The sequence below is a fragment of the Pedobacter frigiditerrae genome (assembly GCF_004331645.1).
GTDB classification, from domain to species: Bacteria; Bacteroidota; Bacteroidia; order Sphingobacteriales; family Sphingobacteriaceae; genus Pedobacter; species Pedobacter frigiditerrae.
Map to the genome: position 1 here is coordinate 1366642 of NZ_SJSK01000001.1, position 14851 is coordinate 1381492.

The 14851-nt window shown below is 36.3% G+C and carries 13 protein-coding genes and 1 riboswitch; of the genes, 4 read left to right on the forward strand and 9 right to left on the reverse strand.

Features of this window, described 5'->3' with window-relative positions; genetic code table 11:
* The 3 genes from EZ428_RS05835 to thrC all read left to right on the forward strand — a co-directional run bounded on the left by EZ428_RS05835 (position 1) and on the right by thrC (position 2839).
* Positions 1-453 (forward strand): DinB family protein, encoded by a 453-nt coding sequence (locus EZ428_RS05835; protein ID WP_131552158.1) that lies wholly within the window; start codon positions 1-3, stop codon positions 451-453.
* A 77-nt stretch (positions 454-530) separates the two neighbouring features.
* Positions 531-1460, forward strand: a complete 930-nt coding sequence (locus EZ428_RS05840; RefSeq protein ID WP_131552159.1) for a homoserine kinase — start codon at positions 531-533, stop codon at positions 1458-1460.
* Positions 1461-1531: 71 nt separating this feature from the next.
* Entirely contained in the window at positions 1532-2839 is a 1308-nt protein-coding gene (gene thrC / locus EZ428_RS05845; protein WP_131552160.1) for a threonine synthase, read from the forward strand.
* Positions 2840-2920: 81 nt separating this feature from the next.
* Here thrC and EZ428_RS05850 read toward each other — a convergent pair whose 3' ends face one another.
* From EZ428_RS05850 to murQ, 9 genes are all read right to left on the reverse strand, one after another.
* Positions 2921-3334 (reverse strand): hypothetical protein, encoded by a 414-nt coding sequence (locus EZ428_RS05850; protein ID WP_131552161.1) that lies wholly within the window; start codon positions 3332-3334, stop codon positions 2921-2923.
* A 43-nt stretch (positions 3335-3377) separates the two neighbouring features.
* Positions 3378-3692, reverse strand: coding sequence for a hypothetical protein (locus EZ428_RS05855; protein ID WP_131552162.1), 315 nt, complete (start codon positions 3690-3692; stop codon positions 3378-3380).
* A 62-nt stretch (positions 3693-3754) separates the two neighbouring features.
* Positions 3755-5152: a pyridoxal phosphate-dependent decarboxylase family protein gene (locus EZ428_RS05860; protein ID WP_131552163.1), complete on the reverse strand. Its 1398-nt coding sequence runs from the start codon at positions 5150-5152 to the stop codon at positions 3755-3757.
* A gap of 30 nt (positions 5153-5182) precedes the next feature.
* A complete protein-coding gene (metF, locus tag EZ428_RS05865) occupies positions 5183-6136 on the reverse strand; it encodes a methylenetetrahydrofolate reductase [NAD(P)H] (RefSeq protein ID WP_131552164.1) in 954 nt (317 codons plus the stop codon).
* A 27-nt stretch (positions 6137-6163) separates the two neighbouring features.
* Positions 6164-6523 (reverse strand): four helix bundle protein, encoded by a 360-nt coding sequence (locus tag EZ428_RS05870; RefSeq protein WP_131552165.1) that lies wholly within the window; start codon positions 6521-6523, stop codon positions 6164-6166.
* Positions 6524-6560: 37 nt separating this feature from the next.
* Positions 6561-10259, reverse strand: coding sequence for a methionine synthase (gene metH / locus EZ428_RS05875; protein ID WP_131552166.1), 3699 nt, complete (start codon positions 10257-10259; stop codon positions 6561-6563).
* Positions 10260-10417: 158 nt separating this feature from the next.
* Positions 10418-10521: riboswitch (SAM riboswitch) on the reverse strand.
* 120 nt (positions 10522-10641) lie between these two features.
* Positions 10642-11385 carry a Bax inhibitor-1/YccA family protein gene (locus EZ428_RS05880; protein WP_131552167.1) on the reverse strand — a complete coding sequence of 248 codons (744 nt, stop codon included), beginning with the start codon at positions 11383-11385 and terminating at the stop codon, positions 10642-10644.
* 35 nt (positions 11386-11420) lie between these two features.
* On the reverse strand, positions 11421-11987 hold the full coding sequence (locus tag EZ428_RS05885) for a hypothetical protein (RefSeq protein ID WP_131552168.1): 567 nt from the start codon (positions 11985-11987) through the stop codon (positions 11421-11423).
* Positions 11988-12111: 124 nt separating this feature from the next.
* On the reverse strand, positions 12112-12915 hold the full coding sequence (murQ, locus tag EZ428_RS05890; RefSeq protein WP_131552169.1) for an N-acetylmuramic acid 6-phosphate etherase: 804 nt from the start codon (positions 12913-12915) through the stop codon (positions 12112-12114).
* 191 nt (positions 12916-13106) lie between these two features.
* Between murQ and EZ428_RS05895 the strand changes: the two genes are divergently transcribed.
* Positions 13107-14714: a S41 family peptidase gene (locus EZ428_RS05895; RefSeq protein WP_131552170.1), complete on the forward strand. Its 1608-nt coding sequence runs from the start codon at positions 13107-13109 to the stop codon at positions 14712-14714.
* The last annotated feature ends 137 nt before the right edge of the window (positions 14715-14851 follow it).

A 14851-nucleotide genomic window follows, 5' to 3' on the forward strand; every position in this document is an offset into this window, starting at 1 on the left:
ATGAGCTTAGTAGAAAAAGCAAAAGTTGAAATCTTGGCGGTAGTTGATGCAGCCCTGCTTAATTTTAATCGTATTGAAGATTGGGATAATAAACCCAACCCAATAAAATGGTCTAGAAAAGAACTTCTAGGTCATTTAATAGATAGTGCATCCAATAATTTAAGAAGATTGATTGTAGGGCAATATGAGCAAGGGACAAAGATTGTTTATGACCAAGATAAGTGGGTAGCTTATCAAAACTATCAAGGAATGAATTTTGAGGATGTTAAAACATTATGGAAACTAATAAATCATCAACTCGCTGAAGTTATTGGTAGAATACCTCAAAGTAAGTTAGATAATACTTGTGATACGGGCTTGGGAAAAGCAGAAGTGCATAGTCTTGTTTATTTCATAGAAGATTACATTGTGCACTTGAAATATCACTTAAAACAAATAACCGAGATTAGTTAGAATAAGGATAAAAGAACAAAGAGTAACTATAAAAGACAAAAGTCTCAATTCGCAATACGCTCTACTCAATACAAGATATGAAAGAAATAAAAGTTTTTGCCCCAGCCACCGTTGCCAACGTAGTTTGTGGATTTGATGTTTTAGGTTTTGCAGTAAATGAGCCTGGCGATGAAGTAGTGATGCGATTAGTTGATGAACCGGGTGTTCGTTTGTTAAAAATTACTGGGGATGATGGTCGTTTGCCATTAGATTCTGCAAAGAATACAGTAAGTGCAAGTGTGCAACATTACCTTAAACATTTAAATAGGGAAGATGTTGGTGTAGAAATAGAGTTGCATAAAAAAATGCCAATAGGTAGTGGATTGGGCTCTAGCTCAGCAAGTACAGTTGCTGGATTATTTGCCATAAATCAATTATTGGGTAATCTCTTAACGGCTAAAGAATTGGTTCCTTTCGCAATGAAAGGTGAGGAATTGGCTTGTGGTTATGGTCACGCAGACAATGTAGCGCCCGCTTTAATGGGTGGCTTTGTATTGGTGCGTAGTTACGAGCCCTTAGATTTAATTGCTTTGCCAACGCCTAAAGATTTGTTTGCCGCAATAGTTTATCCAGAAGTGGAAGTGCCAACAAAAGACGCAAGGCAAATGATTAAGGCTAAAGTTTTATTAAAAGATGCTGTTACCCAATGGGGCAATGTAGCTGGTTTGGTAAGTGGATTATTTTTAAATGATATCGACTTAGTGGGCAGGAGTATGAAAGATGTACTAATTGAACCAACTCGTTCTATTTTAATTCCAGGTTTTGAAACTTTAAGAGAATTGGCAATGGAAAACGGTGCGGTAGGTTTTGGGATTTCTGGCTCTGGTCCGTCTGTTTTTGCCTTAGCAAAAGATGAGGCAACTGCTCGAAAGATTACAGATGCACAACAAAATCACTTAACAAAATTAAATATCAATAGTAATGCTTACGTGTCTTCAGTAAATGCTGAAGGACCTAGGATAATGTAGACAGGTAAGATGTAAAATGGAAAAGGGTTCACCTACATCTTCCATCTTCCATCTTCCATTTTCCATAAATTATGAAGTTATACTCAACTAACAATAAAGACCTACGTGTTTCCTTTCAAGAGGCAGTGTTTAATAGCATGCCACAAGATAAAGGCTTATACATGCCTGTAGAAATCCTTCAATTGGAGCAAGAATTTATCGATAATATTGAAAAATATTCCCTGCCAGAAATTGCCTATAAAATTGCATCAACTTTGTTAAAGGATGAAATTCCTGCTGCTGATTTAAAAGCTTTAGTTGAAGAGGCTGCAAACTTTGACGCACCAGTTGTAAAGTTAGACGAAGAGACTTTTGTGCTGGAATTATTTCACGGACCGTCTTTAGCTTTTAAAGATTTTGGTGCTCGATTCATGAGTCGCATAATGGCTTATTTCTTAAAAGATGGAGAACAACTTTTAGATGTTTTAGTAGCTACATCTGGAGATACAGGAGGTGCCGTTGCTTTAGGTTTTTTAGGTGTGCCAAATACAAGGGTAACTATACTTTTCCCGAAAGGAAAAGTAAGTGAGGTGCAACGTTTGCAATTAACTACCAATGGTAAAAATATTAGAGCTATAGCTGTTGATGGTACATTTGATGATTGTCAAGCATTAGTTAAACAAGCTTTTGCTGATGTTGAATTGAATGCCAAATTCAGATTAACCTCTGCTAATTCGATAAATATTGCAAGGCTAATTCCTCAGACTTTCTATTATTTCAATGCTTATGCACAATTGAAAAGACAAGGGTTTAAGGATGTAGTTTTTTCAGTGCCTAGCGGAAATTTTGGTAACATTGGCGCTGGTTTGTTAGCCTACAAAATGGGATTACCTGTTCATCAATTTATTGCAGCAACCAATGCAAATGACACTGTGCCTCGCTTTTTAGAATCAGGAATTTACGAAACTAAACCATCTGTACAAACTTACGCTAACGCGATGGATGTAGGAGCGCCAAGCAATTGGGTGCGTATCATGAATTTGTTTAATGACGACAGGAATGCAATCCAAGAGTTGGTAAAAGCTTATAGTTTTACAGATGAGGAAACCTTGTCCGGAATTAACGAGGTTTTTGAGCAATTTAATTATGTTGCTTGCCCACATACAGCAATTGCATATCTAGCAACGAAAACTTATACAGAAGAAAATCCAGGGGATAAAAGTGCAAAAGTCTTTTTATCTACTGCTCATGCTTGTAAATTCCCAGAAGTTTTTCCTGTTGACATTTTAAAGAAAATCCAATTACCTACTCAAGTAGAATCCCTCAAAAATAACCCAGAATTGTATGATGAGTTGGGAAAAGATTTTGAAGAATTTAAGGGGTATTTGTTGGAAGAATAAAGAAGAATTTGTCATTCCGAGCCTGCGAGGAATCTACTTGTCGAATAGATTATTCGTTACACTCAGAATGACAAAACTATACTATTTCGCAGACTTATTCTTTAACGTCGTCAATTCTGCCTTTAGCGCATCAATCTGTTGCTGTTGTTCCTTAATGCTGCCAACTAACATTGGAATCAGCATTTCATAATCCACTTTTTGAACTACAATTGTTTTATTGTTGTTTTTTCCTTCGCTATAATTTAATTGCTGATTTACAACCAATTTTGGATTAACCTTTGAAAGTTGCTCTATATTAAATCCACTTTGTGAAGGTTTTAAATTAAGTTTTTGTAACCAATCTTTATCATAAGTGAAATTTATTGGCTCTAGTTTTACAACTGTGGATAAGGAGTTTTTAATTGGGGTAACATTAGTTTGTTTAGCGGTTTGCGCATTAGATTGTGCTACAAATCCGACCATAGCAATAGCTATAATAGAAAGTATTTGTTTCATATTAAAAAGTATTAAATATTAATTTGGATGTTTTTTATTTGATTTAACTCTCAAATAAATCTGGTGGAGGTGTGCTTGGCTTTACAGAAAATGAGGATACTTTAATCTCCAACAAAGGAAATTCTTTAATGCTAGAGCAGTTTAGATAAGCAAGGTTTAATGCTTTCTCGAAAAGATAACTATTAGTTAGTTCCTTTGAAGTTTCCTTGCTTGATTCTGCATTTTCTTCAGAAACGTCATTGCTAACATTTTCTGTTTTAGCCTTAAAATTTTCCAATAAAACATAAGTGCCAAAACTTAAAAAAGTTAAGGTGATGAGCATCACATAGCATAGCTGTCTTATTGAGCTTTTAATCATTGCCTCAAAAATAACAGCAATAATTTATTAGAGTGCCATTATTTTGTAATAACGTAAAACATTTAAATATACAGCGAAGTGGCTATCCGTTCCATTTCCGCACTTGCGATTGCAATATCATTTGTTGAGGTTCTCCAATTTACAAAAGCAGCTCTTATACCTTTTTTACCATTGTAGAAAGTTGGTGTCATAAATACCTTGCCTGTAGCATTAAGCTGATTTAAAAAATCAGCAACTAAATCTTCATTAACTAAAGTAAAGCAAACAGTATTTAAACGAACAGGAGCAAGTAGTTCAAAGTTTTTATTGTTGGTAATAAAGTCAGCAAATTGTTGAGCCATTAAAACATTACTTTCAACCAATTCTTTATAGCCAGTTTTGCCATAACTCATTAATGTAAACCAAGTAGGTAAAGCTTTTAGGCGTCTTGAATTTTCTGGTAAGAAATTAAGGTAACTGAAGTTTTCTTGGGGGTCTCCCAAATAAGCGGCATTAGAATTTTGAAAGGTTTCTACCTGTAACCGTTGGTGTTTTTCTTTCACGAAAAACACAGCACTTTCATAAGGTACATTTAACCATTTATGACAATCGACAGTAATGCTATCTGCATTCTCCCAGCCTTTAACAAGGTGCTTATATAATGGCGAGCAAGCAGCAAAGCCCCCAAATGCTGCGTCTATATGCCACCAGAAGTTATATTGTTCTTTTAATTGATGTATTGCCTCAAAATCATCAAAATCAACAGTGTTTACTGTTCCTGCACTTGATATGAGAATAAAAGGCTCACCATTTAATGCCTTTATCTTCTCAGTTAAATCTGTAATGTCTATCGCTTCTCTATTACCTGCACTAACATTTACAGGGATAAAATTATTGCTGCCAATTCCTAACATTGCTAGAGATTTAATAGCTGATGAATGAGGTGTTGCCGATAGGACTTTAACTCCGGTGGTAATGCCATCTCTACTAAAATCTTTACCTAATTGTTTGCCTATCCATTGCCTAGCTACGGCTAAACAGCTAAAGTTTGATAAGGTTGCCCCAGTCACAAAGCCGCCAAAAAAATCTTTAGGTAGGTTAAAAAGAGAAAGTAATAATTGAATGGTTTCTAGTTCTATGATTGCAGAAATGTCACCGTTACCTTTTATCGACTGTGTATTCTGGTCGTAAATAGTCGTTAACCAATCACCTGCAATAGCTGCTGGAGTAGTGCCTCCAGTTACAAATCCCCAATACCTAGGCCCAGAAGAGGCAACAATAATTGGTTCAAATCTCTCATTAAAATATTTGAGTGTATCTAATGTACCAATGCCATCGATACTTAAATTGGTAGTCGTTGTTACTTTTTGTTCACTTCTAGTTGGTCTTTCATGAATGTCATTTAAATAAGCTAACCCTTGTTGCTGAACTTGATTGAAGATTTCCTGAAGAATTTGTGCGTCTTTATTTAAATGATTCACGTTACAAGTTTTGAATGTTAACTAAACAACTTAAAATATTGCCCTTGCTATTTGTTTCGTTTGTTCTGGTCTGCCCATGGTGTAAAAATGTAATACTGGCGCTCCAAATTCAATTAACTCCTTACACTGTTTAATCATGGCTTCTGTTCCAATTTCTTTTGCCTCTGCATTACTTTTTGCATGAGCTAAAGCATCAGTTAAATCCTCAGGTAAATCTATATGGAAAATTTTAGGCAAAACATTTAATTGCGTAAGTGTGCTGATGGGTTTTAATCCAGGAATGATGGGCACGTTAATTCCATTTTCCCTACATTTATTTACAAAGTCGAAATATTTCTGATTGTCAAAAAACATTTGGGTAACAATAAATTCAGCACCCATGTCAACTTTTTTCTTTAAGAACTTGAAGTCGGCATTTAAGTTAGGGGCCTCAAAATGTTTTTCAGGATATCCGGCAACGCCGATGCAGAAATCACTTTTAAAGGTGTCTATGTCTTCATGCAGAAACTTACCTTCATTATGGTTTTTAATATGCTGAATTAAGTCTGTAGCATAACAATGACCGCCTTTTGTTGGAACAAATGACGTATCTGCAGCACGAGCATCACCCCTTAAAGCTAAAACATTATCAATCCCTAAAAATTGCAAGTCTATCAAGGCATTTTCAGTTTCCTCTTTTGTAAAACCACCACAAATTAAATGCGGAACAGCATCTATCTTATACTTGTGAATAATTGCTGCACAAATAGCAATTGTACCTGGACGTTTGCGATAAGAAACCTTTTGCAATAGTCCATTTTCTTGCTCTTTATAAATGTAATCTTCCCTTAATGAGGTTACATCAATAAAAGGTGGGTTAAACTCTAAAAGTGGGTCAATAGCATCATAAATCCACTGAATGCTTTGCCCTTTTATAGGTGGCAAAAGTTCAAATGAGAATAAGGTTTTACCGTTTGCGTTTTTTATATGGTCTGTAATCTTCATTGAGTACTTAGTATAAAGTCGTTAGTATCATGATTGGATGCCTAAACTTCGTTGCAATCCACTTATCATTTTTTGTACTTCATTTATTTGGATTATAGTGTTGTCATAAATGGCTTTATCAATATATCCAAATTCGTAAGCTAATATTATTTGTGTTTCTAATTCAAAAGCAGAGCCTAAGCTAATGCTTAAAAATTGATTAAGTTCTTTGTCAGATTTTCTTCCGCATCCTTCAGCAATATTAGAAGGAATTGAAATAGCACAACGAGTTAGTTGAGAAGTTAGAGAATATCTTTCTTCAACGGGAAAAGTTCTAGTAAGTTGAAAAACCAATTTAGAGATTTCAATTCCCATTTTCCACACTTTAAGCTCTCTAAAATTATGCATCCAGTCTAACTACTTTATACTATATACTAACTACTTCTTAATACGCCAAATTCGGACTAAGCCATTTCTCTGCCTCTTCTAAACTCATTCCTTTTCTAGCAGCGTAATCTTCAACTTGGTCTTTTGTAATCTTTCCTAATCCGAAGTAACGAGATTGAGGGTGAGCAAAGTAAAAGCCACTAACTGCTGCGGTTGGGTACATGGCATAACTTTCTGTTAAGCGTAATCCAATTTTATGCTCCGCATCAAGCAAGTTAAACAAAGTTCCTTTTTCAGTATGTTCAGGGCAAGCTGGGTAACCTGGTGCCGGACGAATACCTGCATATTCTTCCTTAATTAATTCCTGATTACTCAAGTTCTCATCTTTTGCATAACCCCAGTATTCTTTGCGAACTAACTCGTGCATCCGTTCAGCAAAAGCTTCAGCTAACCTATCAGCCAATGCTTTAATCATAATGCTATTGTAATCATCATAGTTTTTCTCAAACTCAGCCACCAATTCATCAATACCAATTCCTGTGGTAACAGCAAAACCACCAAAGTAATCTTGCACGCCACTTTCCTTGGGTGCCACAAAATCTGATAAAGCATAATAGGGTTCTCCAGCCATTTTTTCAGCCTGTTGGCGAAGGGTGTGGATAGTAGTTAGTTTGGAGTTTGAAGTTTGGAGTTGTGCATCTCCCAACTCGGCACTCTCAACTCTCAACTCAATATCATCTCCAGCCGAATTTGCTGGCCAAAATCCAATTACTCCTTTTGCGGTTAATAGTTTTTCATCAACCACCTTTTTTAATAATACTTGCGCATCATCAAATAGTTTTTTGGCTTCATCCCCAACAAATTTGTCGTCAAATATTTTAGGATAACTGCCCCTTAACTCCCATGTATGGAAAAATGGTGTCCAATCGATATAAGGAACTAATTCAGCTAATGGGTAATCTTCAAAAACCTTTGTTCCCGTAAAAGTTGGTTCGGTTACTACTTTATCTAAGTCGATTTGAAATTTGTCTGCCCTTGCTTCTTCAATGGTTTTAAATCTCTTGTCAGAACGTTTATTTAAGTGAGCTTCACGTGCTTTATCATATTCTGCTTTAATTCCAGCGACATATTCACCTTTAGTTTCTGGATTCATCAAAGTGCTACAAACCGTTACGCTTCTCGAAGCATCTAAAACGTGAATCGCTGGTCCAGAATAATTAGGAGCAACTTTTACCGCAGCGTGAATTCTAGAAGTTGTTGCACCTCCAATAATTAATGGAATGGTAAACCCTTCACGTTCCATTTCTTTGGCAAAGTGAACCATTTCATCTAATGATGGTGTAATCAATCCACTTAAACCTATAATATCTGCATTAATTTCTTTTGCTTTTTTAATGATGTCTTGCGCCGGAACCATTACACCCATATCCACAATTTCGAAATTATTACAGGCTAAAACCACGCCTACAATATTTTTTCCTATATCATGCACATCACCTTTTACGGTTGCCATTAACACCTTTCCAGCAGATGAATTTTGGTCTTGGTCTGGATTGTCTAATTTCTCTTGCTCAATAAATGGTAGGAGGTAAGCAACAGCCTTTTTCATTACCCTTGCAGATTTAACCACCTGTGGCAAGAACATTTTTCCGGCACCAAATAAATCTCCAACAATGTTCATCCCGTCCATTAACGGACCCTCGATTACCTGAATTGGTCTGGCATATTGCTGACGAGCCTCTTCAACATCATCATCTAAATATTCTACAATTCCTTTAACTAATGAATGAGATAATCTTTCTTCAACCGTTCCTTTTCTCCACTCTTCATCACGAACAATTTCTTTGCCCTTACTTTTGATAGTGTCAGCATATTCTACCAATCGCTCAGTAGCATCGTCTCTTCTGTTTAACAATACATCTTCCACACGTTCTAAAAGCTCAGGTGGAATTTCCTGATAAACTTCTAGCATACCTGCGTTAACGATTCCCATATCTAAGCCAGCCTGAATGGCGTGATATAAAAATGCAGAGTGCATCGCTTCCCTAACTGTATTGTTCCCTCTAAATGAGAACGAAATATTAGAAACACCACCGCTTACCTTTGCATAAGGTAAGTTTTGTTTAATCCACCTTGTGGCATTGATAAAGTCTACAGCATAATTGTTATGCTCTTCTAAACCAGTTGCAACCGTTAAAATATTTGGGTCGAAAATGATATCCTGAGCAGGAAAGCCTATTTCACCCACTAAAATATCATAACTTCTTTTACAGATTTCTTTTCTACGTTCAAAGTTATCAGCTTGTCCTTGTTCATCAAAAGCCATTACCACAACCGCAGCACCGTATTGCATAATCTTACGGGCGCTTTCTTTAAACTTTTCTTCTCCTTCTTTTAAGGATATGGAGTTAACGATACCCTTTCCCTGCAAACATTTTAAGCCATTTTCAATCACCGACCATTTAGATGAATCGACCATAATGGGTAATTTGGCAATATCAGGTTCAGATGCAATTAGATTTAAGAACTTGGTCATTGCCGCTTCCGAATCTAACATCCCTTCGTCCATGTTTACGTCGATGATTTGAGCACCACCTTCTACCTGCTGTAAGGCAACGGCAAGGGCAGCTTCATAATCGCCACCTAAAATTAACTTAGAAAATTTAGGAGAACCCGTAATGTTTGTTCTTTCGCCAATGTTTACGAAAATACTTTCTGGTGTAATGGTTACAGGCTCTAAGCCACTTAAACGCATATAAGGCTCAATGGCGGGAATTTTTCTGGGTTCAGCTTTTCTTGCTTTTTCGGCAATGCAGCCAATATGTTCTGGTGTTGTGCCACAACAACCACCCACAATGTTTACAAATCCTGAGGCGATAAAATCATCCACCAGATGTGCAGTTTCATGAGGCATTTCATCGTAAGCACCAAACTCGTTTGGCAAACCAGCATTAGGGTAGGCAGAAACATAACAACCAGCTTTTGCTGCCAATTCTTCAATGTGAGGTCGCATTTCTTTTGCTCCTAATGCACAGTTAAATCCAATGCTCAACGGATGGGCATGCATCACAGAGTTTAAGAAAGCTTCAGCGGTTTGGCCAGATAAAGTTCTTCCTGAAGCATCGGTGATTGTTCCAGAAATCATAATTTCTAGCTTCCTGCCAATTACTTCTTCATATTTTTTAATGGCAACGATAGCCACTTTTGCATTTAAAGTATCAAATATGGTTTCGATTAAAAGTACATCAGAACCACCATCAACTAAACCTCTAACTTGCTCGTAATAGGCTTCTTCTAATTCATCAAAATAAACGGCCCTGTAACCTGGGTCGTTTACGTTTGGCGACATAGACAAGGTTCTATTCGTTGGGCCAATTGCACCAGCTACAAAACATTTCCTATCGGGATTTGTAGCCATGAATTCTGTAGCGGCTTCCTTTGCAACCCTTGCACCTTCAAAACTTAGTTCGTAAGAAAGGTCTTCCATTTGATAATCGGCCATGGAAATGCGTTGTGTGCTAAAGGTATTGGTTTCGATAATATCAGCACCTGCTTTTAAATATTCAAGATGTATGGCTTTGATAATATCAGGGCGAGTGATATTGAGCAAATCGTTATTGCCTTTTACATCACAAGGATGATCCTTAAAGCGTTCTCCCCTGAAATCTTCCTCAGTTAAGGTGTAGCGCTGAATCATGGTGCCCATTGCACCATCTATAATTAAAATACGTTTCTCTAATTCTTCTCTAATATCCATATTAGTATTTAGTAGTTGGTATTTAGTATCAAGACATTTGACACACGATAAAACTACAATTGACCCAGTTATACGCTTAGCATTTACGATCTAAATACTAAGTACTATATACTAAGTACTTTAAAATGCTTCTAAAAAGTTGGAATATTTTCTCCTTAAACTTATCTTCTCTCGCCACTGCTGAGATTAGAAATTAGCACCTTGTTGGCACAGGTTGCTAAGACTTCGTTGGGTCTACTCCCTCCATCTTTCTTAATAAGCAATACAAAGGTGCAACAAAGCATGATCAATTCCAAAAAATTGGGAGGCAATGCCAAATAAAATTACAAAGGCCACGCAAATCTGCGTAGCCTTCGATATTATATTCTGAAATAAGTTAAGATTACTTTCTTCCTCCAAAGATGCGAAGTAAGAAAAGGAATATGTTTAAGAAGTCAAGATACAAAGTAAGAGCAGACATAATCGCTAGCTTTTTACTGTCAACTGCAACTATTTGGTCTCCGTTAGCTTCAATGCCTAAGCCAATTCTTTTAATTTTTTGAACATCATATGCAGTCAAGGCAGTAAAAAGTGCAACTCCGAAAAAGCTCATGATATAATCAAATTGTGCACTCTGTAAAAACCAGTTAACAACAGAAGCAATGATTAAACCAACTAGACCAACCATTAAGATGGGGCCGAATTTACTTAAATCCACATCTGTGGTATAGCCTAAAACAGCCATTATGCCAAATATACCAGCAGCAGCTGCAAAACAACCTACAACCGAACCTAATTGGTAAACAACTAAAATGTAACTTAAGCTAATGCCTAGTAAGGAAGCAAAAAGGATAAATACACCAACTAAAACTCCATAAGATAGTCTACTAAAACCAGCACCCATTATTAAAACCAAAGCTAAGGGAGCAAACATTGCCACCGTTCCAAGAGTAGTTCTGCCACCAGTTAATGGGTTTATTAGGTAAGATTGGGCTTCTAAAGAAGAGTTAATAAAATATGCTGCTAAAGTTGAAATTGCCAAGGCAACAAACATCCAGGTAAACACATTTGCAAAGAATTTTTTAGAAACAGCATTTTCCTGAACGAAAACACTGTTCTCTTGATATTGATAATTTTGTTGTTCCATTTGATTTGTAAATAATTGTATTTAAATATCGTATTTTAATTTAGTCTTTTTGTCAACAGTTCTTCAACTTTTTTGAAAAACTGACGAGGTTTCAACTTGCGCCAATGCAAATCATCTAACTCGCCGCCAAAGTTGATGTAATAGTCAATGCTATTGTCCCTAAACTCTCTAATTACGTGCTCATGGAAATTAACACCAGCAATCCAGCCTTCTTCCACATCCTGAAACCATTCTTCATAATAGCTGTCATCAGAAGCGTGAAAATTCAATACATTTTCTCCTATGAGGATAAATTTATTGATACCTTCATCAACCATTAACTCAATAATTTCTCTTTTGAGCATCATGATATCATTGTTAATCGCATCATTCCACTCGCCCATTAATTCTATAATCGCGTATTCCTTATCATAGTCTACAAATAATACTTTTATGTAAAGCGTATTAGAGCCAAAAGTGTCCCATTGCGGGTGGATTAAGAAATTATAAAGCTGCTTATCGTAATAAAACTCAGAATATTCGGTTTCAAAAAACGGCGAACGGTCATCTTCTGCAGCAATGTAATCATCTCTCCATAAGTAAAAAGGCTCAATTTCGTGCATCAGGTGGATTTTAGATTTTAGACCCGATAGCTATCGGGTGACGATTTTAGATTTTTTACAATGGTACAGGTAATAATGCTAATGTAAAATGTAATTGGTCTGGCGTAAATCTAAAATCGTAAATTTATTTACTTGCCTCTACGGCCTTACGAACACTTCCGTATTTGTTTAATAAATCTGCGGCTTCATCGTGACCAATGTTTAATTCTTTCATCACCATTTGCGTGCCCCTATCTACTAATTTATGGTTAGTTAACTGCATATCTACCATTTTATTGCCTTTAACTCTGCCTAATCTAATCATCACAGTTGTGCTCAGCATATTTAAAACTAATTTTTGAGCTGTGCCAGATTTCATTCTTGTAGAACCCGTTAAAAACTCCGGACCAACTACTACTTCAACAGGAAAATCAGATTCTGCTACAATTGGTCCACCATCATTGCAAATGATACAACCTGTTAAAACGCCATGCTTACGAGCCGTGTTTAAACCGCCAATTACGTAAGGTGTTGTTCCTGATGCAGCCAAGCCGACTAATGAATCCTTTTCATTAATTTGATATTCTTGTAAATCTACCCAAGCTTGTGTTTCATTGTCTTCTGCAAATTCAACCGCTCTTCTAATCGCTGTATCACCACCGGCAATAATTCCAACCACGGTATCGAAAGATACACCAAAAGTTGGAGGGCATTCAGATGCATCAACCACACCTAAACGACCGCTTGTTCCTGCGCCAATATAAAATAAGCGGCCGCCTTCACTCATTCTTTCGGCAATAGCTGTTGCTAATTTTTCAATCTGTGGCAAGGCTTTTTCTACAGCTAAGGGAACGGTTTTGTCTTCGTTATTGATATTTGTTAGAATCTCTAGAACAGACATTTTATCAATATCGTTATATTTAGAGTCTTGCTCGGTTACTCGGTTCATGGAAGTCATTTATGTTAAAGTTCGTTAATTTCTCAATTAACAGGAAATATTATAGATAAATCACTGCAATTTTAGAGAGAAGATTACGCCATTGCAAATATTTGACTTAAAATATTCAAAAAACTAAAATGTTACAGCTATTCTTTTTTAATTAACACGCTAAAATTCATAGCTTTGTAAGGCGCTACGCAATGAAAAAAAGTACTCGTTTTAATATCCTTATTGCATTAACCTATTCAGTTACCTTAATAGGTGGTATGTTTTTGGGTTATAAATTTCTAAAAGACCAAGGATTTCAGGTTAATCGAGACGCTCGCTTAGCAAATAGTGATGCTCAAAAAGTAGAAGACATTATCCATATCATTAATAAAAATTATGTTGATGATGTAAATGCAGATAGTCTTCATCATCTTCCTATAGATAGTTTGTTGCATCAATTAGACCCACACAGTATGTATTTGCCTGCTACAAAAGCTTTTGAACTAGAAGAAGCTTTAGAGGGTAATTTTGAAGGGATTGGCGTAGAGTATTATATCCTTAACGATACTTTATTAGTTACCAATGTACTTAAAGACGGCCCGGCATTTTTTGCAGGAATTAAGCAGGGCGATAAAATTTTAAGGGTTGATAGTACGTATGTGAGTGGAAAATCTTTACCACGTTCAGAAATGATAGGTAAAATTAAGGGCAGAAGAGGAACTTCAGTGTTAATTTCTTTTTTGCGTCCCGGAAACAGCGCTCCAACATCCTTAAATATAAAAAGAGGAAAGGTGGATGTGAGTAGCATTGACGCAGCTTATATGCTCAATAACGAAACTGCCTATGTGCGCATCAGTAAGTTTGGCGCCAATACAGATAATGATTTCGTAGAAACAGTTCGTTCGCTTAAAGCCAAGGGAATGAAAAAACTGGTTTTAGACTTAAGGGACAATGGAGGTGGTTATGTAACCGCTGCAACCGGATTAGCCAATCAATTTTTGCCGGAAAATAAGTTGATTGTTTATACGGAGGGTAAACACGAACCCCGTACAGATTATTACACCACAGGTGGGGGTGAGTTTGAACAAGGTAAATTAGCCGTGCTGATTAATGAAAACTCTGCTTCGGCTAGTGAGATTTTTGCAGGGGCCATACAAGATTTAGATAGGGGAATTATCATTGGCCGACGTTCTTTTGGAAAAGGTTTAGTACAAGAGCAATTTGCGTTTGATGATGGTTCGGCTTTAAACCTAACCATTGCTAGGTATTATACGCCATTGGGTAGGAGCATTCAAAAATCTTATAAAAAAGGTTATGTGGCCTATCAACATGAGCTGGAGGATAGATATAAAGACGGAGAACTTACCGCAATGAATACCAAAACTCGTGATAGCCTTCAAAAAACATTAATCTATACAACACAAGGTGGAAAAAGAGTTTATGGTGGTGGTGGCATTCAGCCAGATGTGTATATTAAGTTAGATACAATTGGTTATAATAAATTTTACGCCAATTTAGTCGATAAAAAAGTATTGATAGATTTCGTTTTTGATGTTTTAGCCGATAGATATACCTCGGCTTATTTAGGTCAAGCACTTAATACATTTAGCATTAATGATACAGATTACAAAGATTTGCTAAAGTATATTCAGGCAAAAAATATTACTATTGATACAAAACAGTTAATCGCATCTAAGCCATTAATTTATAACGACCTGAAGTTGATGCTTTGTAAATATCATTTAGGTTATGCTGGTTACTACAAAGCCCATAACTTAACCGATAATGTGGTGAAACAGGCTTTGGTTAGTTTGCAGTAAAAAGGAAGTCCAAAAGTTTTTAGTCGGGAAGTCCGAAAGATTGTTCCCAAAATTATCCGCAAAGAAGCAAAGAGCGCAAATTAGTTTGAAGAATCATAATATAGATAGGAGTCAGGCCAATTATACATCATTAGCTT